The following is a 21,998-nucleotide window of genomic DNA, read 5'->3' on the forward strand; positions in this document are numbered from 1 at the left end:
GCGGGTGTCCGCGGGGTACGGGCTCGGGCTGCTCGGGGTCGGCGGGGGTGGGGGGTTGGACGAGCTCGGGGGGTTGCTGGGAGGGGGTGGCGGTGGGGGCGGCGGTGGGAATGGGGTGGTGGCCGGGTCGGTGTCGCTGCATGCGGATCTGCTGCGGGAGGTGCTGCTCGGGGCGTTGTGGGGGGCGTTGGCGGGGTTGGTCGGGGGTGCGGTGGGTGGGCGATTCCGGCGGGGCGTGGGGGAGCGGTAGGCGGGTGGCTGGGCTTTGCGGGCGGGTGCGGGTGGGGCCTGGTTGGGCGCGCAGTTCCCCGCGCCCCTTGGGTGGGTGGGGTGTTGAGCGGGTGGGTCGGGTGCGCTCCTTAGGTGGGTGGGGTGTTGGGCTCAGCGGTGGGGTCGGGGGCTGTGGCGTAGACGGGGGTGGCCCAGGGGGGTGGGGGTGGGGGGTGGCGGAGGACGGGGACCAGGCGGGTGGGTTCACGGACCGCCGCCGCGGCGCTGTGCGCGCCGACCGTGCCCGCCGCGCGTACCGCGGCGACGAAGGCGAGGCAGCTGTCGTAGCGTTCGTCGGGGGTCTTCGCCAGCGCCTTGGCCAGGGTCGCGTCCAACGCCTCAGGCAGGTCCGGGAGTTGGGGCAGGCCCGGGCGGCTCGTCCGGTGCCGGGGGAGCGGGGGCGGGGGTTCGTGCAGATGGGCCCAGAGCATGGCCAGTTCGTCCTCCCGGCGGAACGGCGAACCGCCCGCCAGGCATTCGAAGACCACGCAGCCCAGGCTGTAGACGTCGCAGCGGCCGTCCACCGGCCGTCCGGAGATCTGCTCGGGCGCCACGTAGTCGACCGTCCCGACGAACTGGCCCACCGTGGTCAGGCCGGTCAGCGAGAGGGACTTCTTGGTCAGGCCGAAGTCGGTCAGGTAGACGTGCTCCGGGTGGTCGCTGTCGGTGCCCTCGGCGACCAGGATGTTGCCGGGTTTGACGTCCCGGTGGACCAGGTCGTGGGCGTGGGCCGCGTCCAGGGCCGAGGCGACCTGGGCGGCGATCCGGGTGGCCTGCTGGAGCGAGAGCGGTCCCTCGCGGTCCAGCAGCACCCGCAGATCGCGCCCGTGGACGTAGCGCATCGCGATGAACAGGACGCCCTCGGCCTCGCCGGCGTCGAACACCGGGACGATGTGCGGGTGGTCGATGGACGCGGCGACATGCGACTCGTACTCGAAGCGCTTGCGGAAGAGGTCGTTGCGGGCGAGTTCGGGCGCCAGCAGTTTCACCGCGACGGTGCGGCCCAGGCGCAGGTCCTCGGCCTGGTAGACCACGGCCATGCCGCCGCGGCCGATCTCCCGTTCCAGCCGGTAGCCGGCGATCCTCCGGCCGATCATGTCGGAGGGCGGAAGCGGGAGCGGGGCCGACATCAGGGCTCCACCGGCGGGACGTCCACGGTGGCGTAGGTCCTGAGCTGGGCGCCGTCGCAGTAGAACCAGCGGCCCTGTTCGAGGTCGAGCAGCCATGCGGCGTCACCGTCGACGACGGCGCCGAGGCGGACGTCTCGGGTGCGGCTGCGGAAGGTCTCCAGGTCGAGCCGTCCGTCGGCCAGCTCGTCCAGCCTGGCGCGGTACTCCGCGAGCGCCCGTTCCAGCTTCGCCAGCATCGGGCGCGGATCCGCCGTTCGGGTGAGCGGGTGCTCCGTGCCGGGCGGGCGCTGCGGCAGGGAGACCAGCAGGCGGCCGTCCACCCAGGCGGACCAGCCGTTGGAGCAGAGCACGCGGGCCCAGTCGCCGCGGCTGTCGGTCAGTTGCACCGGCAGCAGCGGGTCGAGCGGGGTGGACGGTTCGGAGGGGTCGGGACCGGCCCAGGTGGGCAGGCCCTCCGCGGGCACCACATGGGTGGGCCGGAACTCGAACGTGTCCATAGGACGTCCCATCCCTCCGAGCTGCTGCGCTACTTCCGCATGACAGCGGGTTCATGCCTGCGCAGCAGGCGGGCGACGGCCAGCGAGAACACGGTGGAGAGCACCACCAGCATGCCCATGTCCAGCAGCCAGGTGCCGGCGGTGTGGGCGAACAGCGGGTCGTCGGTGAGGGTGCCGGGCACGATCCGGTGCAGGTCGACGGTGCTGGCCATGGCGCCCAGGGCCCAGCGCGAGGGCACCAGCCAGGACAGCTGGTTGAGCACCGGGACGCCGTCGAGGGGGAGCAGCGCGCCGCAGAACACCACCTGCACGATGGCCAGCAGCACCAGCAGCGGCATGGTCACCTCCTCCTTCTTGACCAGGGCCGAGACCAGCAGCCCCAGGGCCATCGCGGTGAAGGCGAGCAGCGCGGCGGCGAGGGTGATCTCCAGCAGCGGCGGCATCAGCACGCCGCCGCCCTGTGGTCGGAGCTTGACGCCGAACAGTCCGACCATGGTGAGCACCACCGCCTGCACCACGGTCACCGTGCCCAGCACCACGAGTTTGGAGCAGAGGTAGGCGGAGCGGGACAGGCCGACGGCTCTCTCCCGCTGGTAGATCACCCGTTCCTTGACCAGTTCGCGCACCGCGTTGGCCGCGCCGGTGAGTACGCAGCCGACGCACACGATGAGCAGGGCGTTCAGCGCCGTGGTCGCGGTCAGACTGCTTCCGGCCAGGGCGCGGGCCATCGCGCCCATCACAAACGGCAGCGCCACCATGATGGCGAGGAAGGTGCGGTCCGCCGCCAGCGCCGCGGAGTAGCGCCGGACCAGCGTGCCCAACTGCGAGCCCCAGCTCTGCGCGGGGGCGGACGGGACGGCCGGACGGGCCTGCGGGCCGGTCCGGCCGGGCTGCTCCATCACCGAGGCGACGTACTGCCGGTGCGGGGCGGAGCCGAGGAACTGGCCGGCCCAGTCGCGTCCGGTGTCGTTCTCGAAGGACTCGAAGGCGTCCGGCCAGTCGGCGAAACCGAAGAAGGACAGGGTCTCGTCCGGCGGACCGTAGAAGGCGACCCGGCCGCCGGGGGCGAGCAGCAGCAGCCGGTCGCAGACGTCCAGGCTGAGCACGCTGTGGGTCACCACGATCACGGTGCGGCCGTCGTCCGCGAGGCTGCGCAGCATGTGCATCACCGAGCGGTCCATGCCGGGGTCGAGGCCGGAGGTGGGCTCGTCCAGGAACAGCAGCGAGGGCTTGGTGAGCAGTTCCAGGGCCACGCTGACCCGCTTGCGCTGGCCGCCGGAGAGGCTGGAGATCACCTGGTCGGCGCGCTGGCCCAGGCCCAGTTCCGAGATCACCTCCTCGACCCGGCCCTGGCGCTCGGCGGCGGTGGTGTCGCCCGGGAAGCGCAGCTCGGCGGCGTAGCCGAGGGCTCTGCGCACGGTCAGCTGGGTGTGCAGGATGTCGTCCTGCGGGACCAGGCCGATCCGGCTGCGCAGCTCCGCGTAGTCCCGGTAGAGGTCGCGGCCGTCGTAGTGCACGGTGCCCCGGTCCGCGGGGCGCAGCCCGGTGAGCGCGTTGAGCAGCGTGGACTTGCCCGCGCCGCTCGGCCCGGCCACCGCGAGCATGCTCTTCTGGCCGACCGGGAAGGACACCGAGTCGAGCAGGGTGCGCCGGTCCTCGCCGACCTCGACCACCAGGCCGGCCACGTCCAGGGTGACCTCGCCGGTGTCCACGAACTCCTGGAGCTCGTCGCCGACCAGGCAGAAGACGGAGTGGCCGATGCCGAGCAGGTCGGTCGGCCCGAACGGGGCGCGGTCGACCGGGCTGCCGTTGACATGGGTCCCGTTGTGGCTGGCCAGGTCGACGATCTCGTAGCCGCCGTCCGGCCTGGCCCGGAGCTCGGCGTGGTTGCGGGAGACGGTCAGGTCGGGCACCACCAGGTCGTTGTCCGAGGCACGGCCGATCCGCAGCACCCGGGTGGGCAGCCGCCGGATCCTGGTCGGCTGCCGGAACGAGCCGGTGAGGGCGGTCAGCGCGGACGGGGAGGCCGGTACGGCGCGCTGCTCCGTCGGCCGGGGCAGCTCGCTCAGCGCGGCCCAGGCACCGTCCACGGCGTCGCCGAAGCGCAGCAGGCTGCCGGCGCCGACGTCCAGGTGCTCGACCTGGTGGCCGTCGGCGTAGGTGCCGTTGCTGCTGCCGACGTCGTCCAGGGTCCAGTGGGTGCTGTCGGCGTGCAGGACCGCGTGGTGCCAGGAGACCCGGGGGTCGGCGAGGACGATGTCGCTCAGGGGGTCCCGCCCCAGCTGGTAGGACCGGCTGGGGCTGATCAGCTGTGAGTCGCCGTCCGTCCTGAGCACCAGCTCCGGAGCAGCGGAACGCTCTCCCATAGGCAGGATTTTACCGCCGGGTCCCGGTTGCCGCCCGGTGCCCGGGCGGGTGCGGTGGCGGTCCTGGCCCGGTTCGGACGCGGTCCCGACCTGGGGCTCGGTAGGATCTGCGGCATGTCTGCTGCCCCGGTCCGCGTTCGCTTCGCCCCTTCTCCGACCGGCATGTTCCATGTCGGCGGGGCCCGCTCCGCCCTCTACAACTGGGCGGTGGCGCGCAAGGCCGGCGGCACGTTCGTGCTGCGGATCGAGGACACCGACGCGGCGCGCAACAAGCCGGAGTGGATCGACGGCATCGTCAGCGCGCTCGCGGCCATCGGCATCGACGAGTCCGACCCGGCGTTCGAGGGCCCGTACTTCCAGTCGCAGAACGCCGAGCGGCACCGGCAGGCCGGGCTGCAGCTGCTGGCGGCCGGGCGGGCGTACTACTGCGACTGCACCCGCGAGCAGGTCGCCGAGCGCACCGGGTCCGCGCAGCTCGGGTACGACGGCTTCTGCCGTGACCGGGGACTCGAGTACGAGGCGGGTCGGGCGCTGCGGTTCCGCACCCCGGACGAGGGCAGCACGGTCGTGGTGGACCTGATCCGCGGCGAGCCGTCCTTCCCGAACGCCGCCATCGAGGACTTTGTGATCGCGCGCGGCGACGGCTCGTCGGTGTTCCTGATCGCCAACGTGGTCGACGACCTGGACGAGGGCATCACCGAGGTGATCCGCGGCGAGGAGCACCTGTCGAACACCCCCAAGCAGCAGCTGCTGTGGGAGGCGCTGGGCGCCGTGCCGCCGGTCTGGGCGCACCTGCCGGTGATCGTCAACGAGAAGCGGCAGAAGCTGTCCAAGCGCCGCGACAAGGTCGCCCTGGAGGACTACCTCGCCGAGGGCTACCTGCCCGAGGCCATGGTCAACTACCTGATGCTGCTGGGCTGGGGACCGGGCGAGGACCGCGAGATCCGTCCCTACGCGGAGCTTGAGCAGCTCTTCGACATCAAGGACGTCAACGGCTCCTCCGCGTTCTTCGACGTGAAGAAGCTGGCCGCGTTCAACGGCGAGTACATCCGCGCGCTGGACCCGGCCGCGTTCGTCGCCGCCTGCACCCCCTGGCTCCGCGCCCCGCACGCGCCGTGGCCGGCCGAGTCCTTCGACCAGGCGCTCTTCGAGACGGTCGCGCCGCTCGCGCAGACCCGGATCACGGTGCTGTCGGAGATCACCGCCTATGTGGACTTCCTGTTCCTGGACCAGCCGGTTGACGACGAGGCCGGGTGGGCCAAGGCGATGAAGCCGGGGGCCGCCGGGATCCTCCGCGACGCGCGGGCCGCGCTGGCCGCGCTTGCCGAGGGCCCGTCCTGGCGGGCGGAGGGGCTGAAGGCGGTGCTGGAGGCCGTCAGCGAGAAGAACGGCCTGAAGCTGGGCAAGGCCCAGGCCCCGATCCGGGTCGCGGTCACCGGCCGCACCGTCGGCCTCCCCCTCTTCGAGTCCCTCGAAGCCCTGGGCCGCGCCCGCACCCTCGCCAGGATCGACGCCGCCCTGGCCCGCCTGGAGCCGTGACTGAGCCCCCATCACGCGACAGCACGGGGCGCATCGACGCCGGCGAAAGGTGAGGGGGACGGGGATGTTGTGGGGGATACGGGTGCAGGGGCGGGAGCGGGACGCCGTGGTGGTGTGGGCCGGCTCGGAGGAGGCTGAGCAGGACCGGGTGCTGACCGTGCAGGGAGCGGGCGGGCGGGTGCTGCCGGTGTTCCGGAACGAGGGGCAGGCGTCCCGGTTCCTGCGGGGCCGCGGTGAGCGGTTGGCCGCACGCGGCCCGGCGTTCGTCGGGCTGGCGCAGGTGGAGCGGTGGCTGAAGGGTCCGGCCGAGCGGGGCATCGAGGCGGGCTGGGTGCTGGAGGCGTGGAACTTCCTGGAGGACCTGGCCCGTGGCCTGGACGCCTGGCAGCAGTTGCCCGCGCAGGGCGCGGTGCACAACAGCGCCTACGACAAGCTCTTCGGGGACGAGATCGCCACCTGGACCCCGGAGGAGCGGGCCGCGGTACGCGAGTTGCTGACCGCCGGGGTGACTATGTGGAACAGCTGTGTGACTGCCCGTGCGGGTCGGTTGCGGCGGATGGGCCGCTGACCAGCGGAGCGCACCGTTTCTCCCCATAAATCACACGTGGATCAGCTGTTCGATCATGTTCTGGTCAGCTTAGGGTGTGGGGGAAACCATGGGCGGCAGCCCACGCCTCCCTGCACGGAAGTCCGTATGAACTACTGCTCCTCCTGTAGGCGCCATCTCAACGGCGCCCTGAACTGCCCGGGATGCGGGCGGCCCATCGGGGAGCCGGTCGCCGGGGCGACAGCGGAATCCGGTGAGCAGGCGCTCTTCGCTGATTCCGACCTGACGTCGGAGTCGGCGTACGGCACCCCTCCGCCACCCCTCGGGGCCGGCCGCTCCACCGCTCGGCGCCGGCAGCGGCGCAACAGCAGGTCCAGGCGCGGCCGTTGGGCGTTGGTGCTGGCCGCGGCGGCGATCGCGGTGATCGCCGGCGCCGGTGCGCTGGCGCTCCACTCCTCCGCACCCCCCACCGCGGACCTGCAGGCCGGCCGGACCGGCTCGGCCGGCGCCAGCGGCACGGCGAGCCCGTCCCCCACGGTGCCCGGCGCCGGCGCCGCGACCGACGCCACGGACCCGGCGACGACTTCCCCGTCCGCGTCGAGTTCGCACTCGGCCACCGCGAGCGCCAGCCCGTCCGCGCCCCGGGCGACGGGCACCCGAAAGCCCAGCGCTTCCGCCTCGCCCTCCGCCCCGCCCGCCTCGCCGACAGCCACCCACTCGCCCAAGCCCTCCCCGCCCTCACCCACCCCCACGGCCGAGTGCACCGCCCACATCCTCTGGTGGTGCAGCGGCTGACCGCGAGGGCCGGAACCGGAGATTCCTTAACGGGGTCGTAAGGGGGCTCTACCGCAGTCTGAGCATGGGGTTTGTGGGGGTGACCGGCCGGTAGCGTCGGCGGCGGCCGGGTTGATCGGGCCGGGAGCGGGCTTTCGCCAGGAGGGTGCCGCTCCTCGCTCCACCCCCAGACGACCCGGCCTCCAGGGATCCGCAGAGATCCGTGCAAGCGCAAGCGCACCGGAGGCAACTCGTATGACGTCACACTCCCGAGACCGCTCCCGCACTTCTGCCGGTTCGCGTCGGCGGCGTTCCCGCCGCGGAACCGTCATCGGTGCCTCGGCCGTCGCCGCGGCGCTGGTCGGCGGCACGGTCGTGGCGCTCGCATCGAGCGCCAGCGCGGCCACGGTCGGCGCGGTGTACTCGACGACCAGCGACTGGGGGAACGGCTACAGCGGGCAGTACGACATCAACAACAGCAGCGGATCCACGGTCAGCGGCTGGAAGTTGGCGTTCGACCTCCCGGCCGGGGCGACCATCAGCTCGCTCTGGAACGCGACCTTCACCGCGAGCGGCGGCCACATCACGGTCACTCCCGCGAACTGGGACAGCACCCTCAGCGCCGGCCAGCACGCGGTCGTGGGCTTTGTGGTCTCCGGTTCGGGCGCGCCCACCGGTTGCACGATCAACGGGGCGAGCTGTTCCACCGGCAGTGCGCCGACGCCCAGCGGCCAGCCGACCTCGTCGGCCTCCGCCTCGCACTCGGCCTCGCCCACGCCGACCAAATCGGCCACCCCGACGCCCACGCCGACTCCGACCAAGTCGGTGACGCCCACCCCCACGCCGACCCCCACGTCCGGCGGCGGCAGTGGCACTGGCAGCACCGCGACCAGCGGTTTCTCGCCCTATGTCGACACCTCCCTGTACCCGGCGTTCGACACCCTGGCCGCGGCCAAGGCCGGTGGCGCCAAGAGCTACAACCTGGCTTTCGTCCTCGCCGGAGGGTCCTGCACCCCGGCCTGGGGCGGGGTCAGCCCGATCGACAGCACCGGCGTCCCCGGCCAGATCGCCCAGCTGCGGGCGGCCGGCGGCGACGTCCGGGTGTCCTTCGGCGGTGCGAACGGGACCGAACTGGCGGAGTCCTGCAGCTCGGTGAGCAGCCTGGCGGCGGCCTACCAGAAGGTCATCGACGCCTACGGGCTGACCAAGATCGACTTTGATGTCGAGGGCGGCGCGACCACCGACACCGCCGGGATCACCCGGCGCAACCAGGCGATAGCCCAGCTCCAGGCCACCGCCAAGGCCAAGGGCAAGACGCTGGAGGTCTCCTACACCCTCCCGGTGCTGCCCTCCGGCCTGGTCCAGTCCGGCACCGACCTGCTGCAGAACGCCAAGTCCAACGGCGTCTCGGTGGCTGCGGTCAACATCATGGCGATGGACTACGGCGACGGTGCCGCCCCCAGCCCCAGCGGCCGGATGGGCACCTACGCCATTGACGCCGCCACGGCCACCCAGGCCCAGGTCAAGAGCATCTTCGGGCTCTCCGACGCGGATGCCTGGAAGCATGTCGCGGTCACGCCCATGATCGGCGTCAATGACACCAGCACCGAGGTGTTCACCGTCGCCGACGCCAAGCAGCTGGCCACGTTCGCGAGCAGCAAGCACCTGGCCTGGCTGTCGATGTGGTCGGCGACCCGCGACAAGCAGTGCTCGGGCGGGGCGCAGGCCTGGGCCGACGCGAGCTGCAGCAGCATCGCGCAGTCCACGTACGACTTCGCCAAGGCGTTCGGCGCCTTCACCGGCTGAGCCTGCTGGACGAACGGGCCCCGGCGATGCTTGCCGGGGCCCGTTCGTCTGCCAGTTCCGACCGTCAGCGGCCGACGGCGTAGCCCTGCATCCCGCGCGGGTTGGCGGCTGCCGAGAGCACACCGGTCTCCGGGTCGCGGGCGACCGCGCACAGCCGCCCCTCGGTCCAGGGGCCGGCCACGGTGACGTCGTGGCCGCGTTCGCGCAGCGCGGCGATCGTCTCCTCGCCGATCCGGGACTCGACGGTGACGCTGCCGGGCAGCATCTCCCGCGGGTAGAAGGAGCTGGGGAAGCTGTCGGTGTGCCAGTTGGGCGCGTCGATGGCGGCCTGGAGGCTGAGCCCGCCGAGCGCGACGGCGAGGAAGAAGTGCAGGGACCACTGGTCCTGCTGGTCTCCGCCCGGGGTCCCGAACGCCAGCACCGGGGCGCCGTCCCGCAGCGCGAGCGACGGGCTGAGCGTGGTGCGCGGACGGCGGCCGGGGGTGAGCGAGTTGGGCAGGTCCGGCTGCAGCCAGGCCATCTGCAGCCGGGTGCCGAGCGGGAACCCGAGCGAGGGGATCACCGGGTTGGACTGGAGCCAGCCCCCGCTGGGCGTCGCCGCGACCATGTTGCCCCAGCGGTCGACGATGTCGAGGTGGCAGGTGTCGCCCCGGGTCAGCCCGTCGAACCGGACCGTCGGCTCCCCGGCCCCGGCCGTGGTCCCCGCGGAGGGCTCAACCGCCCCGTCCTGGCCGAAGGGACGGTCCGGCAGCCGCGGTGTGCGTCCGCCCGGGCTGCCGGGGCGCAGTTCGTAGGACGCCTTCGGGCCGATCAGGGCCCGGCGTTCGTCGTTGTACGCGCGGGACAGCAGGTCGGCGAGCGGGACCCCGGCGGTGTCGCCGTACCAGGCCTCGCGGTCAGCCATGGCGAGCTTGGTGCCCTCGACCAGGGTGTGCAGGGAGTCGGCCGAGGAGTAGTCGAACCCCTCCGGGAGCAGCGCCAACTGCTGGAGGAAGGACGGACCTTGACTCCAGGGGCCGGCCTTGCAGAGGGTCCAGCCGTTCCAGTCGTAGGTCGCCGGGGCCTCGTACCGGGCCTCGTAGCCGGCCAGGTCGGCGGCGGTGAGGGTGGAGGCGTGGCGCTCGCCGGAGCTGTCCATCGCGGGCCTGGCGGCGAAGTCGACGACGGCCTCGGCGATGAATCCCTCGCGCCAGATCCTCCGGGCCTGCTCGATCCCGGCCTCGCGGGAGAGCCCGGCCGTCTCGCGCAGCAGGGTGCGCCAGGTCGCGGCCAGGGCTGGGTTCCGGAACAGGGCGCCGGGCTCGGGCAGTGGCAGGTAGAGCTCGGCGGAGCTGGTCCACTCGGTCTCGAAGAGCTCGCGCACCGTCTCCACCGTCGCCCCGACGGCGGGCAGCAGCGGGTGGCCGTCCTCGGCGTAGCCGATGGCGTAGGCCAGCACGTCGGCAAGCGACTTGGTGCCGTAGTCGCGGAGCAGCACCATCCAGGCGTCGAAGGCGCCCGGTATCGCGGCGGCCAGCGGTCCGGTCCCGGGGACGAGGTCGAGGCCCAGCGAGCGGTAGCGCGCGATGGTGGCTCCGGCCGGTGCCGGACCCTGCCCGGACAGCACCCGGACCTCGCCGCCCGCCGGGGCGAGGATCACCGGTACTTCCCCGCCCGGTCCGTTGAGGTGCGGTTCGACCACGTGCAGGACGAATCCGGCGGCGACCGCCGCGTCATAGGCGTTGCCGCCGCCCTCCAGCACGGCCATCGCCGACTGCGAGGCGAGCCAGTGCGTGCTGGACACCATGCCGAAGGTGCCCCGCAGCGTCGGTCGTGTTGTCGAGCTGGCCAAGTCCCTCACGTCTTCATCCCTTTCGACCGTGCTTCGAGCGATCACTCTACGAGCCGCCCGGAGGCCCCGGGATGCCGCCGTTCGGGCGCGGTCGTAGCGTGGACGCAGGAGCCTTCGTCCCGAGGGGAGTGGTTCGCATGTCGGCGCACTTCGAGGTCTACGAGGACAAGGCACATCTGTGGCGCTTTCGGCTCAAGGCCGCCAACGGTGAGGTCGTCGCCACCGGGGACGGCTTCCCCACCAGGTCCGGTGCGGAGCAGGGCTGTGAGGCGGTCAAGCAGGCAGCGGCCGAGGCCGACACCAGAGACGCGGCCTGACCGGGATTCGCGGGCCGGAACCGCCGGAACCACAGGAACCACTGGAGCCACTGGAGGGGCTGATGGAGTTCACCTTCGCCGTCACCCGCCGTGGCCCGGACGACTGGGTGCTGCAGTTGGTCCCGACGGGCCCGGGTGAGCCGGCTCCGGAGCAGCCGGCGATGGAGCTCAGCCTCTCCAGCAGGCCCGATTGCGAGCAGGCCATCGAGATGATCAGGGAAGCCCCCGTGCGCTACGTCCGCGCCACCCCGCCGGTGGTGCAGGGCAGCGCCCGCGCGGAGCCGCCTCCTGTCAGACCCCAGCCGTAGCGTGGTTGGTGCGCACCGGGCCACGAAGGCCGAGAGACGGGTTGAGCGCGAGAGCGGGGGCTGGTCCCGACACACGGGGACCGGCCCCCTCTACTGATCCCGTGGGCTGCTTGGGCGTAGCCGGTCTGTCACCGGGTCGAGGGGTGTGCATGCCTTCGAGTGAACCGGGTGGGACATCGAGCGTGCACTGGACGGGCGTGGACCGGCGCAGGCGGAGCATTCGTCGTACTTGTCACCCCTGCGGCTGAATTTACGACGTATACGCCCGATATCCCTGGGGCGGGGTCGTCCGGCAGGCAGGGTCATGTCCGACGACCCGGGCGGTGCACGGCCTCGGACGTTCATCCTCGGGGCATCCCACGCCCCGGCCGGGTGCAGGCAACGCGTGCACGAGTTCGTGAACCGAGGGATGTTCGTTCTATGCGCAAGCTCATCATGTCCGCGGTCCTGGCCGCGGCCACCGCCCCGATCCTGCTGATCGGCGCGGGCGCTGCCAGCGCCCACGCGCAGTACGGCGAGTTCTCCGCCTCCGCCAACGGCGACGGCGCCTCGTCCGCGGGCACGTTCTCCAGCGCCGGAGACGACTACTGGGGCCACGGCTACGGCTGGGGCCACTGGGAGGGCTACCACCACGGCTGGTACCACGAGGGCCCCTCGTACCTGCAGACCTGCGCCCACGCTGACCGCGACGGGGCCTCCTCCGGCCTGACCGCCACCGGCGTCGACGCCACCGGCCACGCGTACTACCTGCAGAGCGCGCAGGACGCCGACAGCAACGGCGCGAACTCGTCCACCACGGGCTCGCGCTCCTGATATCGCCTCTCGCACGTACGTGTCCCGTCGGCGCCCGTTCGGGCCGGCGGGACACGTGTGTGTGGGCCAGGGCCCGGCGGGTGTCTACGGCCATACCTCGGGGCCGCCACCGCGCCACTCGACGATCGTGGGGTCGAGTTCCACCCATTCGGTCAGACCGGCCATCTTCAGCAGCTGGTCGACGTCGGAGCGGCACTCGGCGATGGCGATCACATTTCTGCCGATCTGGACCCGGCGTCCGGTGCCGTCCGGGCCGCTCTCCAGGCCGAGGATGATGACGAGGGGTTCGAGGGTGTCGTCCATGCATCCAGCCTGCGGTGATTGCGCGGACGGCGCGAGCCCCGGGGTATGGAATGGGCCCGGTCGGCCCGTGTTCGGCGGCCGAACGGGGGATCTGCCACGGCATCCGGGCCCGCCAATTGTGGACGTGTCGACATCTGCTTGTCGTGTCCTGGTGCGGTGGTGTCCGATGCCCGGTAGCGTGGCTGTCAGTAGCAGTCGTGGTTCCCGAGTTCGTCTCGTCCGTGATCGCGATCACGGGCGTTTTTGCTGTCCGGGATCCCCTCGCACCGAGTCGCCGGCGGGAGCATGGCGCCCGCACCATGCGGATGCTGGAGCGACTGTGCGCATCAAGGAGAACAGCATGGCCAGCGGTACCGTGAAGTGGTTCAACGCCGAAAAGGGCTTCGGCTTCATCGAGCAGGACGGCGGCGGCGCCGACGTCTTCGCCCACTACTCGAACATCAACGCTCAGGGCTTCCGTGAGCTGCTCGAGGGCCAGAAGGTGACCTTCGACGTCACCCAGGGGCAGAAGGGCCCGCAGGCGGAGAACATCGTTCCGGCCTGATCCTTTCAGTAGGTCGAGGCCCCGTGGACAGCCCGCAGCTGTTCGACGGGGCCTCTTCCGTCTCCGGGTGCTCCGGGTGCCAGTAGGCGGACGTCAGCCGATCATGGGGTTATGAACACTCGGAGTGCGGTGAGGGTGAAGGTCTGGGTGCGGCGCGAGGTCGGCCCGGAGCACGTCGTCGCGCAGGCGTACGACAGCGCGGGCCACAAGATCGGCGCGGAGGAGTTCGTGCAGTACGGGCGCGAGCTCGTCGAGATCGCCAAACGGTACAACGTGGCCCTGGACGCCTTCGACTTCGAGGACGGTAGCGCGGAGATCATCGACAGCCACCCGGCGGACCCGAAACTGTGAGCGGCGGCCCGGGTCAGTGCTTGCGCGGGGGCAGGCCCAGGCGGTTCCGCAGGGTGGTGTTCTCCCTGCGGAGTTCCTCGGCCTGGCGCTGGAACTTGGTGACGTCGGCGGCTGATTCACGTCCGCCCTCGTTGCGGCCGACGCCGTAGACGCGCTGCACGAAGTCCTTGGCCTGCGCCTCGGTGATGCTGCCCTCGGCCAGGGTGGCCAGCTCGTGTGTGAACCGCGGGATCGGGTCGTCCATCTGCCCAGCAAACCGGGTTTGCCGGGGTGTCGCTACTCGGCGGCAGTTCCGCTTTCCCGGGCGGAGACCGCGCCGCCCCGACCGCGCCGCCCCGACCGCGCCGGTACCGCGCTGATGGCCGGTACCGCCGTGATCGGGGCGGTTGTGCAGGTGCCTACTTCAGGTGCCGGTCGAAGAACCGGCCCCCGTCCTCCAGCTCGAACCACGGGGTACCGGTGTGGCCGCCCAGGTTGGCGTGCAGCGTCTTCTCCTTGCTGCCGAAGGCGTCGAACAGGTCCAGGGCCCGCTGCCGGGGGTTCCCCTCGTCGTCCCACTGCAGCAGGAACAGCAGTGGGACGGTGACCTGCCGGGCCTCCTCGCGCTGGGCGCGGGGCACGTAACCCCCGGCGAAGAGACCGGCGGCTGCGATGCGCGGCTCGACCGCCGCCAGCCGGATACCCAGCGCGGTCCAGCCGGAATACCCGACCGGGCCGCCGATCTCGGGCAGTGCGAGGAGGGCGTCCAGGGCGGTCCGCCACTCCGGGACCGCCTCTTCGACCAGCGGGCCGACGAGGGACTCGAAGATCTCGTCGACCGGCTCACCGGCCTGCATCGCCCGGCGGAGGTCGGCGCGGGCCTGGTCGGCGGCGGCGGAACGGGGCCGGTCACCGCATCCAGGGGTGTCGATGGTGGCCACCGCGTAGCCGTACGCGGCGGTGTGCCGGGCCCGGGCCACCAGTCGGGCTTCCCGCCGGGGCAGGCCGTTGTTGTGGGCCATCAGGACCAGCGGGGCGGGTGTGGCCGGTGCGGCGGATCCGGGCGTCCACAGGGTGCCGGGGATCTCGCCGAGGGTGAACTCGCGCTCGAGGACGCCGTCGTCGAGGCGCTGCTCAGAAGTGATGTGCATGGTCATGCCTTTCGGGAGTGCAAACGAACGGCGCTCCCGGACGACCTATCGTCCGACCATGACCCCGGAGAGGAGCACCCATGTCGATATCAGGTTCACGGGTACCACCTCCTCGTTCTCTCGCACGGCCTTCGGCACGGTATCAGCGGTCGTCATCGTCCGCCAACGGGTTTTTGCGCACGGCGCACGGGGGAGGCCCCGGCGGCGGCGGGTCGCGGATCGGTTCGTAGGATGACCGCCAGTCGACGGTCTGATCCGACACTGCGGGGGAACACATGGGGAGCACCACACTTCGGAGGACAGCGGCCGGGCTGCTGTCGGTCGCGGTCTCGGCCGCGCTGCTGACCGGTTGCGCGCAGCGGCAGCACTCGACCACGGTCTCGGCGGACGCCCCGGGAACGGCCGGGGCCTCGGTCGCCGCCGACCCGAGCGGGGCGGCGGGCAGCGCGGGGGCGTCGCCGAGCACCACGGCCAGTGCCACGCCGAGCGCCACACCGAGCGCGCGGAAGTCGGCGCACCCCTCGGCGAGCCGGAGCCAGGCCGCCCCTGCCAAGTCGGCGGCTGCCAAGCTGGCTGCGGCCAAGCCGCCGCCCAAGAAGAAGGCCGGGCCGGTCGCGCCCAAGCCCCCGGCGGTGGCGACCGGCACCCCGCCGCTGCAGAGCTCCTGCAAGCCGAGCTACACCGGGACCAACGCGTCCCGTTCCGACGTCGGCGCCGCGCTGGCCAACGCGGCCGGGCAGTCCAGGACGCTGTCGCTCAGCCTGGGCGGCACGGACCAGCTCCCGCCGCTGCCGGTCAACCTGGTGCGGGCCGTCGCCTGGCAGGAGAGCGGCTGGCAGTCGGCCATCCTGGCCTGCGACGGCGGCATCGGGACCATGCAGATCATGCCCGCCACGGCGACCTGGATGAACGGCAAGTTCGGCACCGGCGCCGATGTGCACACCCTGGCCGGCAACACCGAACTCGGCGCGGAACTGCTGGACGAACTCGTCGCCTACTACGGGGACTCCGACTTCGGCGGCGACTACAACCTCGCGCCCGACCCGGCGACCGGCGACAACCCGCTGCTCGACCTGGTGATCGCGGCCTACAACGCCGGTGCCGGGAACGTGCACTACACCACGACCACGGACCCGGCCACAGGTACGACGATCGGAAAGACGGTGATCCCCAACCCGGGCTATGTGTCCACCGTCAAGGCGCTGATGGCCGACTGCCCCTGCCTGAACGGCTGAGTCCGTCCGAACGGCCGGGGCAGGGACGGCCGCGCGGCATTGTCAGTGCCCGGTTCTAGGGTTCTGGTCATAGAGGACTGAAGGGGAGTCAGCCATGACCACTGCCGTTGAATCGACCACCTATCTGGAGCTCTCCGAGGAGGGCGGGGGCGCGCACAAGTTCTACGAGGTGCGGCAGTCCGGCACTCGGGTGACCATCAGCTTCGGCCGGATAGGCGAGCCGGGGCAGACCCGTGCGGCCGGTTACCCGACGGCGGAGAAGGCTGCCGCCGCCGCGGCGCGCAAGGTGGGCGAGAAGGTGCGCAAGGGGTACGCACCGGCGGTGCGCGGGGTCAGGCAGCGGCGTGCGGTGACCCGGCGGGAGATCGTCAGCAGCCGTTCGACGGCCCGTCAGGCCCCGGTGCTGTGGCGGTTCTCCTCCGGTGCGGCGGCCTTCGGCATCTTTGTGGGGGAGGAGCACGCCTGGGTCGGCAACCAGCGCGGCGATGTCTTCACACTCACCCACGACGGGGTGGTGACCGGTCGGTTCGGCCTGCCGGACGGGGTCAAGTGCATTGTCGCGGACGACTTCTGGATCTACGCGGGCTGCGACGACGGCCGGGTCTACGACCTGGGCGGCAAGGTGCCGCACGTCGCCTATGAGATCGCCGACGACGTGGACATCTACTGGCTGGACATCCACGACGGGGTACTGGGCGTCTCCGACCGGCAGGGCGGGGTCACCACGGTCGACCACGAGGACGAGTTCCAGTGGCGCCGCGGCGGCGGTGCGGCCGGCAGCGGGGGCAGCGGCGGCGGCCACGGCTGGATGGTGCGCTGCGACGACGAGGGCGTCTACCACGGCGACTCCCGCGGCGTGACCATGTACGGGGCCAGGGACGGCGCTCCGGTCTGGCACACCGGGACCGACGGATCGGTGCTCTTCGGCTGGCAGGAGGCGGCGGAGGTCTTCGCCGGCACCAGCCGGGGCTGGGTCCACCGGCTGGCGAAGGCGGACGGCGCGGAGCGGTCCCGCTACCGCTGCGACGCCGCGGTGTTCTCCTGTGCCACCTCGCCGGACGGGCGATATGTCTTCGCCGGGGACAACCACTCCTCGGTCTACTGCTTCGCCGCCGACGGCACCCGGCTGTGGAAGCTCGGTACGGGCTGCGGCTCGGCCTACTCCATGCAGTACCGGGACGAGCGGCTCTACATCGTCACCACCGACGGCTCGCTGGCCTGCGTCGACGCCGGCGAGAACGCCATCCGCGAGGCGGAGGGCGGGCGGCTGCCGCAGACCACGGACATCAAGGCCACCGGTTGGGAGCGGGTGCTGCCCTCGCCGGAGGTGGAGACCGTGGTCTCGGTCCCGGCCGGTGCGGCGGGCGGCGTGGTGGTGGAGTGCGTCCAGGACGGCAGCCGGACCCGGATCAGGGTGGTCTCGCCGGGCTTCGACCCGACCTGGCGGGTGCAGTTCCCCAAGGACATCCGGGTACCCGGGGCCCGCTATGTGGTGACCGAGGTACGGGCCTCCGCGCGCGGCGGCTTCTACCGGGTGCGCGGCGACATCAAGCGCATGCTCTGAGCCACCGGACCGGCTGCCGGCCGGTGGGCGGGGCCTGCGCGGATATGCCCACCAGCGACGGGCACAGCCGCCCGGGCTCTCAGTCGCTGCGGCGGCCGGTCCGGTCCCACTCCTCGGAGATCCAGGCGTCCACCTGGGACCACTGGTCGGTCAGCCACTCCTCGCGCGCGCCGCTCCCGGCCGGGACGTCCGGCGCGGGGACGCGCCACCAGCCCGCGCGCAGGGGTTCGCGCAGCGGGACCCCGTGCCAGATGCTCGTCGGCGAGTCCATCCGGTCCAGGCCGGTGTGCGCGACGAAGACGACGTCGGCCTGCGCGGTGGCGGCTCCGTCGAGCAGGGCCAGCGATCCCGGCATTCTCGGCGGCAGCACGTGCTGCGCCCGCTGGGCGCGGGCGGCGCGGCGGAACTGACCGGTGCGGCGGAGCCAGGCGATGGCCCGGCGGCGGCGCTGCGGGGTGAAGTTGCCGCCCTCGGGGAAGAGGACCACCACCTCTCCTGGGGCGAGGTTCGTGGCCAGGGCGCCGATCTCCCGTGCGGTCTCCGCGCCGCCTCCGCCGGGCGGGACGAAGCAGTGCGGCACCCGGTTGATCAGGATGTCCAGGCTGGGATCCCACTGCAGGAACTGCTTCAGCACCACCTGCGGCCGCAGTCCGGCCTCGCAGAGCAGCGCGTGGACGAGCAGGAAGGAGTCGCCGGGGCCGGCGTGCCGAGCGAAGACCAGCAGGGGGACCGGGGGCTGCTCGCCGCGCGGGGGTATGGCCGGGTGCACCGTGGTCCGCAGCCCGAAGACCGGTCCGGCCGAGCTGCGCAGGAAGCCCAGCATCCGGGCCAGCAGCGCGTAACTGAGGGTCTGCAGCCGGGCGTCGCGGGTCGCGGCCGGGAGCGGGAGGCAGCGCAGCCAGATCCAGCAGGCCGCCACCACCCCGGTCAGGTCGGTGAGCAGATAGAGCAGGAAGTAGGCGGAGAAGCGCAGCAGCCGCCGGCGCCGTCCGACCACCAGGGTGAGCGGGGAGGTCAGCGCGCCCAGCAGCAGCAGGGCCAGGGCCGGGCCGGTCAGGGCGGCGAGCAGAGGCACCGTCAGCAGCCGTCTGACCGTGGTGCGTACCCGCCTCGGCACCACCGTGCCGTTCAACGGTCGGCCAGGTAGGCGGCCGAGGCCTGGTAGGCGCGGTCGATGCGTTCGGCGGAGAGGCCGAAGTCGCGGTGCCGCAGCTGCGCGGCGGCGCCGGTCCGGCCCAGCGGGCCGCCGCTGGGCAGCACATGCACCTCGACGCCCGGCGGAAGGTCCTCCATGTCCCGGGCGAAGCGGTGCCTGCGGGCGATCTCGAAGGACACCGAGGCCACCTCCCAGGGCAGTCGCGGCACCCGCAGCCGCTGTTCGATCCGGCCGACCTGGAGCACGTACACGGTGCGGGCGCCCAGGGCCACGGCCCGGCCGACCGGGATGCTGTTGGTCAGCCCGCCGTCGAGGAAGTGCTCGCCCCCGACCTCGACCGGCGCGAGCAGCCCGGGCACGGCGCAGGACGCCAGCACGGCGTCCACCAGCGGCCCCTTGCTGAACCAGTGCTCGGCCGCCCGTTCGATGCTGGCCGCGACGCACTGGTACGGCACCGTCAGCTCTTCGATGTGCTCGGCGGGCAGGTACTCCTCCAGCAGCCGGCGCAGCGGGGTCGAGGAGTAGAGGTGGGTGCGGCTGCGCGCGGCGACCCTGACCCGTCCGAGCACCGATCCGGAGAAGACCCCGGCGCGTCCGAGGCTGCCCCAGAGCCCGGCCAGCCGATCCACCGCGCCGGTGCTGGGATCCGCGGCGACCACGGCGCCGTTGATCGCGCCCACCGAGGTGCCGACCACCAGGTCCGGCCGCACCCCGGCCTCCAGCAGCGCCTGCAGCATCCCCACCTCGCAGGCGCCGAGGGCGCCGCCCCCGCCCAGCACGAAGGCGCAGTCGCGGGACGGTGCGGTCTCGGATCCGGCGGTGTCGGGCATGTCCCATCCCTGCCCCGCCCGCGCCGGGCGAATCAGCCGACGGCCGCCCCGGGGTGCGGGACGGCCGTCGGTGTTGTTCAGTACGTCAGGTTCAGCAGGTCAGGTCACGGATAGCTGACCACGTTGACCGGGGCGGTCCCGGTCGGGGTGACACCGCCGGTGTCGTTGATGACATGGCTGATGGTGCCGACGTAGCCGAGCGAGACGGTGAGCAGGTCGTGGAACTTCACGCCCGCGGTATTCGGCACTTCGAAGGCGTGGTACGAGTTCACCGCCGGATTGACGTTGAAGTAGCAGTAGCTGCCGAGCCCCCACGCCTCGTGCGTGGTGACATTGGCGCCCACCTTGTACGCGGCGTACCCGTTGATCCCGCTCGGGTTCATCCAGGCGGCCTGGTTCGGCACGTCGTACGGCATCTCGTTCTGGAAGAAGATGGTCTTGCCGCCCTGGCCGTTCCAGGTGACCTCGTACTTCTGGTAGTGCTCGACGAACAGCCCGGTCGCCTCGACGTTGTTGCCGTTGACGATCAGTCCGTTGTCAGCGGTGTTGACGGTCCAGCCGACCGTGCCCGCGTTGCCGTGGTCGGCGCGCCAGGCCCAGATGTGGTCGATGATCGTGTTGCTGCTGTTGACGATCAGGCTGGCGGTGGCCTTGCCCGCGATCTCGCCGCCGATCCGGAAGAACACGTCCTGGATCGTGGTCGGGTTGGTCGCGTGGCTCGCGGACGACCCGGACGGGCCGACGGTGAGCAGCGCGGCCGAGTTGGTGGTGCCGGCGTCGAACAGCAGGCCCTTCAGCCGGACCCCGTCCACGTCGGCGACCTGCATCGCGTTGACCCCGTTGTCGGGAACGAAGGTCGGGTAGCCGATGCCCAGGACCACGGTGTTGGCCTTGGTCACGTTCAGGGTCTGGCTGAGGTGGTACACACCCGGGGTGACGAACAGGTTGCAGCCCTGGGCCAGCGCGTTGTTGATGGTCGCGGCGGTGTCGCCGGCCTTGACCACGTAGAACTGGCTCATCGGCACGGAGGTGCCGGGGGTGCTGCCGTTCGCCCAGCTCGGGCCGGAGGCGTTGGTGCGCAGCGACGGCTCGAAGACCCGGTACTTGCCGGTGCTGTCGATGTACAGGTACGGCACGTCACGCGAGACCGGGGTGGTGGCCAGGGTGGTCTCCGGCGGGCTGGGGAAGGTGTTCGCCGGGGCGCCGGTGGTGCCCGAGAAGACCATGTTCCAGACGCCGCCGGTCCAGCTGCCGAAGCTGCTGTCCCGGGTGTACCACTGCTGCTGCGAGCTGGACTCGGTCTGGCCGGACACCTTGGTGTCGGCGATGTAGCCGCCGCTGGCCCAGCCGTAGCTGGCCGGCTCCAGGGCGAGGCCGCCGTGCACGTCGATCCGGCGGAACGGGGCCGCCTGCGCGACCGCCCAGCGGTCGGTGCCGCCACCGGGGTTGATGGCCAGGTTCTCGGCGGAGCGCCAGAAGTTCTGGGTCGCGTTGCCCGCGTCCGAGGCGTTGAAGGCGTCAACGGTGATGTTGCCGTTGATGGTGACGTCGTCCGGGTTCTGTCCGAGACCGGCCACCGAGGTGTAGTAGCCGACGTTGTCGTTGACCGTGTAGGTGCCCGGCTTGAACAGGTCGGCCACCCGGTTCTCGGAGAACTGGGCGGTGGCGGTGTCCTTCATCTGGTTGAAGTGGGCGTCCAGCGCGGCCTGGATGGTGGCACTCGACATGGAGGGGTCGTAGATGTGCACATTGGGACCGAAGTCGGGGGTGTCCGACTGCGCCGGGCAGCCGGCCGACGTACCGATCGTGTAAGTGGCGCTGGCCACGGCCGAGTTGGTGAGACCAGACTTGATACCGATCGCCTTCACGGTGGTGGTGGCACTGACGTTGATCGCCGCGGCGTAGAGGGTCGACGACGCGGTGGGGGTGGAACCGTCGGTGGTGTAGCGGATGCTGGCGCCGGAGGTGCTGTCGGCGAGGGTCACGCTCTGGGCGGAGCTGAAGGTCCCGCCGGCCGGGCTGAAGGTCGGCGTGGCGACCGTGGTGGGCGTGCTGGTGATGGTGTAGGTGGCGCTGGCGACAGCGGAGTTGGTGCTGCCGGAGGCGATGCCGATGGCCTTCACGGTGGTGGTGGCGGTGATGCTGATCGGCGTGCCGTAGAGGGTCGACGACGCGGTGGGGGTCGAGCCGTCGGTGGTGTAGCGGATGCTGGCGCCGGAGGTGCTGTCGGCGAGGGTCACGCTCTGGGCGGAGCTGAAGGTCCCGCCGGCCGGGCTGAAGGTCGGCGTGGCGACCGTGCTGCCGGTCCCGCTGCCCTGGGTGAAGGTGAAGTGCGGCGTGTCGTACTGCGGGCCGTTCTTCTCGTAGGTGAACCAGTACTCGAGCACGTTCCCGGTGGCCAGCGAGCTGACCGTCTGGGTCCAGACGCCGGCGGTGTTGGTCATCCGGAAGTTCTGCTGGTTCGCGCTGTTGACCAGGTAGTGGACGTCGACATAGACCGCGGGCGTGGTGGGAGTGAACTTGATCTGCGCCTGGGTCGCGTTCAGCTGGGTGACGCTCTGGGTGTAGTCGGACGCGTCCGCCGAGGCGGTGCCGTAGTTCGCGGCGAGGCCGAGCAACGCGGCGACGACGAGGGCGACGGCCGTCAGCATGGCGACGACGCGTTGGCGTGACCAGGGTCGCGAGCG

The 21,998-nt window shown here is 71.8% G+C and carries 21 protein-coding genes; 11 read left to right on the forward strand and 10 right to left on the reverse strand.

What is annotated here, in order from left to right; all coding sequences use genetic code 11:
• Window positions 1–359 precede the first annotated feature (359 nt).
• Genes ACEZDG_RS09605 through ACEZDG_RS09615 form a run of 3 tightly spaced genes read right to left on the reverse strand, consistent with a single transcriptional unit; the run spans window position 360 to window position 4,263 of the window.
• Complete coding sequence (locus ACEZDG_RS09605) at window positions 360–1,400, reverse strand: serine/threonine-protein kinase (protein WP_380505501.1); 1,041 nt, start codon at window positions 1,398–1,400, stop codon at window positions 360–362.
• Complete coding sequence (locus ACEZDG_RS09610; RefSeq protein ID WP_380505504.1) at window positions 1,400–1,897, reverse strand: hypothetical protein; 498 nt, start codon at window positions 1,895–1,897, stop codon at window positions 1,400–1,402. Before ACEZDG_RS09610 ends, ACEZDG_RS09605 begins: the two co-directional genes overlap by 1 nt.
• 29 nt (window positions 1,898–1,926) lie before the next feature.
• Window positions 1,927–4,263, reverse strand: a complete 2,337-nt coding sequence (locus ACEZDG_RS09615) for an ATP-binding cassette domain-containing protein (protein ID WP_380505507.1) — start codon at window positions 4,261–4,263, stop codon at window positions 1,927–1,929.
• 162 nt (window positions 4,264–4,425) lie between these two features.
• Here ACEZDG_RS09615 and gltX point away from each other — a divergent pair, with 162 nt between their 5' ends.
• The 4 genes from gltX to ACEZDG_RS09635 all read left to right on the forward strand — a co-directional run bounded on the left by gltX (window position 4,426) and on the right by ACEZDG_RS09635 (window position 8,929).
• Entirely contained in the window at window positions 4,426–5,802 is a 1,377-nt protein-coding gene (gene gltX / locus ACEZDG_RS09620; protein ID WP_380506881.1) for a glutamate--tRNA ligase, read from the forward strand.
• A 64-nt stretch (window positions 5,803–5,866) separates the two neighbouring features.
• Window positions 5,867–6,370 (forward strand): hypothetical protein, encoded by a 504-nt coding sequence (locus ACEZDG_RS09625; protein ID WP_380505510.1) that lies wholly within the window; start codon window positions 5,867–5,869, stop codon window positions 6,368–6,370.
• Between the two features lie 126 nt (window positions 6,371–6,496).
• Complete coding sequence (locus ACEZDG_RS37880) at window positions 6,497–7,144, forward strand: SCO2400 family protein (protein ID WP_449341729.1); 648 nt, start codon at window positions 6,497–6,499, stop codon at window positions 7,142–7,144.
• 234 nt (window positions 7,145–7,378) lie between these two features.
• Window positions 7,379–8,929 carry a cellulose binding domain-containing protein gene (locus ACEZDG_RS09635; RefSeq protein ID WP_380505516.1) on the forward strand — a complete coding sequence of 517 codons (1,551 nt, stop codon included), beginning with the start codon at window positions 7,379–7,381 and terminating at the stop codon, window positions 8,927–8,929.
• 64 nt (window positions 8,930–8,993) lie between these two features.
• Here the strand turns inward: ACEZDG_RS09635 and ACEZDG_RS09640 are convergent, their stop codons facing one another.
• Window positions 8,994–10,715 (reverse strand): gamma-glutamyltransferase family protein, encoded by a 1,722-nt coding sequence (locus ACEZDG_RS09640; protein WP_380506884.1) that lies wholly within the window; start codon window positions 10,713–10,715, stop codon window positions 8,994–8,996.
• Window positions 10,716–10,897: 182 nt separating this feature from the next.
• Here ACEZDG_RS09640 and ACEZDG_RS09645 point away from each other — a divergent pair, with 182 nt between their 5' ends.
• The 3 genes from ACEZDG_RS09645 (at window position 10,898) to ACEZDG_RS09655 (ending at window position 12,198) form a co-directional block, all read left to right on the forward strand.
• The gene (locus ACEZDG_RS09645) at window positions 10,898–11,077 is read left to right on the forward strand and encodes a YegP family protein (protein WP_380505519.1); all 180 of its coding nucleotides are present in this window, start codon (window positions 10,898–10,900) and stop codon (window positions 11,075–11,077) included.
• Window positions 11,078–11,139: 62 nt separating this feature from the next.
• Entirely contained in the window at window positions 11,140–11,385 is a 246-nt protein-coding gene (locus ACEZDG_RS09650) for a hypothetical protein (RefSeq protein ID WP_380505522.1), read from the forward strand.
• Window positions 11,386–11,805: 420 nt separating this feature from the next.
• The gene (locus ACEZDG_RS09655; RefSeq protein ID WP_380505525.1) at window positions 11,806–12,198 is read left to right on the forward strand and encodes a hypothetical protein; all 393 of its coding nucleotides are present in this window, start codon (window positions 11,806–11,808) and stop codon (window positions 12,196–12,198) included.
• An 84-nt stretch (window positions 12,199–12,282) separates the two neighbouring features.
• Here the strand turns inward: ACEZDG_RS09655 and ACEZDG_RS09660 are convergent, their stop codons facing one another.
• The gene (locus ACEZDG_RS09660; protein ID WP_380505528.1) at window positions 12,283–12,501 is read right to left on the reverse strand and encodes a hypothetical protein; all 219 of its coding nucleotides are present in this window, start codon (window positions 12,499–12,501) and stop codon (window positions 12,283–12,285) included.
• A gap of 340 nt (window positions 12,502–12,841) precedes the next feature.
• Between ACEZDG_RS09660 and ACEZDG_RS09665 the strand changes: the two genes are divergently transcribed.
• Both ACEZDG_RS09665 and ACEZDG_RS09670 read left to right on the forward strand, forming a co-directional pair.
• Window positions 12,842–13,045 (forward strand): cold-shock protein, encoded by a 204-nt coding sequence (locus tag ACEZDG_RS09665; RefSeq protein ID WP_380505530.1) that lies wholly within the window; start codon window positions 12,842–12,844, stop codon window positions 13,043–13,045.
• 111 nt (window positions 13,046–13,156) lie between these two features.
• Window positions 13,157–13,396: a hypothetical protein gene (locus ACEZDG_RS09670; protein WP_380505533.1), complete on the forward strand. Its 240-nt coding sequence runs from the start codon at window positions 13,157–13,159 to the stop codon at window positions 13,394–13,396.
• Window positions 13,397–13,409: 13 nt separating this feature from the next.
• Here ACEZDG_RS09670 and ACEZDG_RS09675 read toward each other — a convergent pair whose 3' ends face one another.
• Both ACEZDG_RS09675 and ACEZDG_RS09680 read right to left on the reverse strand, forming a co-directional pair.
• Complete coding sequence (locus tag ACEZDG_RS09675) at window positions 13,410–13,640, reverse strand: hypothetical protein (RefSeq protein WP_380505536.1); 231 nt, start codon at window positions 13,638–13,640, stop codon at window positions 13,410–13,412.
• Between the two features lie 154 nt (window positions 13,641–13,794).
• Window positions 13,795–14,526 (reverse strand): dienelactone hydrolase family protein, encoded by a 732-nt coding sequence (locus tag ACEZDG_RS09680; RefSeq protein WP_380505539.1) that lies wholly within the window; start codon window positions 14,524–14,526, stop codon window positions 13,795–13,797.
• Window positions 14,527–14,801: 275 nt separating this feature from the next.
• Between ACEZDG_RS09680 and ACEZDG_RS09685 the strand changes: the two genes are divergently transcribed.
• Complete coding sequence (locus ACEZDG_RS09685; RefSeq protein WP_380505542.1) at window positions 14,802–15,761, forward strand: transglycosylase SLT domain-containing protein; 960 nt, start codon at window positions 14,802–14,804, stop codon at window positions 15,759–15,761.
• A gap of 94 nt (window positions 15,762–15,855) precedes the next feature.
• Entirely contained in the window at window positions 15,856–17,325 is a 1,470-nt protein-coding gene (locus tag ACEZDG_RS09690) for a WGR domain-containing protein (protein ID WP_380505545.1), read from the forward strand.
• A 79-nt stretch (window positions 17,326–17,404) separates the two neighbouring features.
• Here the strand turns inward: ACEZDG_RS09690 and ACEZDG_RS09695 are convergent, their stop codons facing one another.
• The 3 genes from ACEZDG_RS09695 to ACEZDG_RS09705 all read right to left on the reverse strand — a co-directional run bounded on the left by ACEZDG_RS09695 (window position 17,405) and on the right by ACEZDG_RS09705 (window position 21,962).
• Window positions 17,405–18,400 (reverse strand): 1-acyl-sn-glycerol-3-phosphate acyltransferase, encoded by a 996-nt coding sequence (locus tag ACEZDG_RS09695; protein ID WP_380505548.1) that lies wholly within the window; start codon window positions 18,398–18,400, stop codon window positions 17,405–17,407.
• A 53-nt stretch (window positions 18,401–18,453) separates the two neighbouring features.
• Window positions 18,454–19,311, reverse strand: a complete 858-nt coding sequence (locus ACEZDG_RS09700) for a patatin-like phospholipase family protein (protein WP_380505551.1) — start codon at window positions 19,309–19,311, stop codon at window positions 18,454–18,456.
• A gap of 104 nt (window positions 19,312–19,415) precedes the next feature.
• Window positions 19,416–21,962, reverse strand: coding sequence for a chitobiase/beta-hexosaminidase C-terminal domain-containing protein (locus ACEZDG_RS09705; protein WP_380505554.1), 2,547 nt, complete (start codon window positions 21,960–21,962; stop codon window positions 19,416–19,418).
• Window positions 21,963–21,998: the final 36 nt, after the last annotated feature.

The organism is Streptacidiphilus alkalitolerans, from assembly GCF_042511045.1.
In the GTDB taxonomy this organism is placed as follows: Bacteria; Actinomycetota; Actinomycetes; order Streptomycetales; family Streptomycetaceae; genus Streptacidiphilus; species Streptacidiphilus alkalitolerans.

Excerpts from the sequence above, each read along its gene's own strand:
- ACEZDG_RS09675 (WP_380505536.1), bottom strand. The coding sequence starts at position 13,640 with ATGGACGACCCGATCCCGCGGTTCACACACGAGCTGGCCACCCTGGCC.
- ACEZDG_RS09700 (WP_380505551.1), bottom strand. The coding sequence starts at position 19,311 with ATGCCCGACACCGCCGGATCCGAGACCGCACCGTCCCGCGACTGCGCC.
- ACEZDG_RS09640 (WP_380506884.1), bottom strand. The coding sequence starts at position 10,715 with ATGGTGTCCAGCACGCACTGGCTCGCCTCGCAGTCGGCGATGGCCGTG.
- ACEZDG_RS09610 (WP_380505504.1), bottom strand. The coding sequence starts at position 1,897 with ATGGACACGTTCGAGTTCCGGCCCACCCATGTGGTGCCCGCGGAGGGC.
- ACEZDG_RS09680 (WP_380505539.1), bottom strand. The coding sequence starts at position 14,526 with ATGCACATCACTTCTGAGCAGCGCCTCGACGACGGCGTCCTCGAGCGC.
- ACEZDG_RS09625 (WP_380505510.1), top strand. The coding sequence starts at position 5,867 with ATGTTGTGGGGGATACGGGTGCAGGGGCGGGAGCGGGACGCCGTGGTG.
- ACEZDG_RS09650 (WP_380505522.1), top strand. The coding sequence starts at position 11,140 with ATGGAGTTCACCTTCGCCGTCACCCGCCGTGGCCCGGACGACTGGGTG.
- ACEZDG_RS09665 (WP_380505530.1), top strand. The coding sequence starts at position 12,842 with ATGGCCAGCGGTACCGTGAAGTGGTTCAACGCCGAAAAGGGCTTCGGC.
- ACEZDG_RS09605 (WP_380505501.1), bottom strand. The coding sequence starts at position 1,400 with ATGTCGGCCCCGCTCCCGCTTCCGCCCTCCGACATGATCGGCCGGAGG.
- ACEZDG_RS09660 (WP_380505528.1), bottom strand. The coding sequence starts at position 12,501 with ATGGACGACACCCTCGAACCCCTCGTCATCATCCTCGGCCTGGAGAGC.
- ACEZDG_RS09615 (WP_380505507.1), bottom strand. The coding sequence starts at position 4,263 with ATGGGAGAGCGTTCCGCTGCTCCGGAGCTGGTGCTCAGGACGGACGGC.
- ACEZDG_RS09690 (WP_380505545.1), top strand. The coding sequence starts at position 15,856 with ATGACCACTGCCGTTGAATCGACCACCTATCTGGAGCTCTCCGAGGAG.
- ACEZDG_RS09635 (WP_380505516.1), top strand. The coding sequence starts at position 7,379 with ATGACGTCACACTCCCGAGACCGCTCCCGCACTTCTGCCGGTTCGCGT.
- ACEZDG_RS37880 (WP_449341729.1), top strand. The coding sequence starts at position 6,497 with ATGAACTACTGCTCCTCCTGTAGGCGCCATCTCAACGGCGCCCTGAAC.
- ACEZDG_RS09645 (WP_380505519.1), top strand. The coding sequence starts at position 10,898 with ATGTCGGCGCACTTCGAGGTCTACGAGGACAAGGCACATCTGTGGCGC.
- ACEZDG_RS09705 (WP_380505554.1), bottom strand. The coding sequence starts at position 21,962 with ATGCTGACGGCCGTCGCCCTCGTCGTCGCCGCGTTGCTCGGCCTCGCC.
- gltX (WP_380506881.1), top strand. The coding sequence starts at position 4,426 with ATGTTCCATGTCGGCGGGGCCCGCTCCGCCCTCTACAACTGGGCGGTG.
- ACEZDG_RS09685 (WP_380505542.1), top strand. The coding sequence starts at position 14,802 with ATGGGGAGCACCACACTTCGGAGGACAGCGGCCGGGCTGCTGTCGGTC.
- ACEZDG_RS09670 (WP_380505533.1), top strand. The coding sequence starts at position 13,157 with ATGAACACTCGGAGTGCGGTGAGGGTGAAGGTCTGGGTGCGGCGCGAG.
- ACEZDG_RS09655 (WP_380505525.1), top strand. The coding sequence starts at position 11,806 with ATGCGCAAGCTCATCATGTCCGCGGTCCTGGCCGCGGCCACCGCCCCG.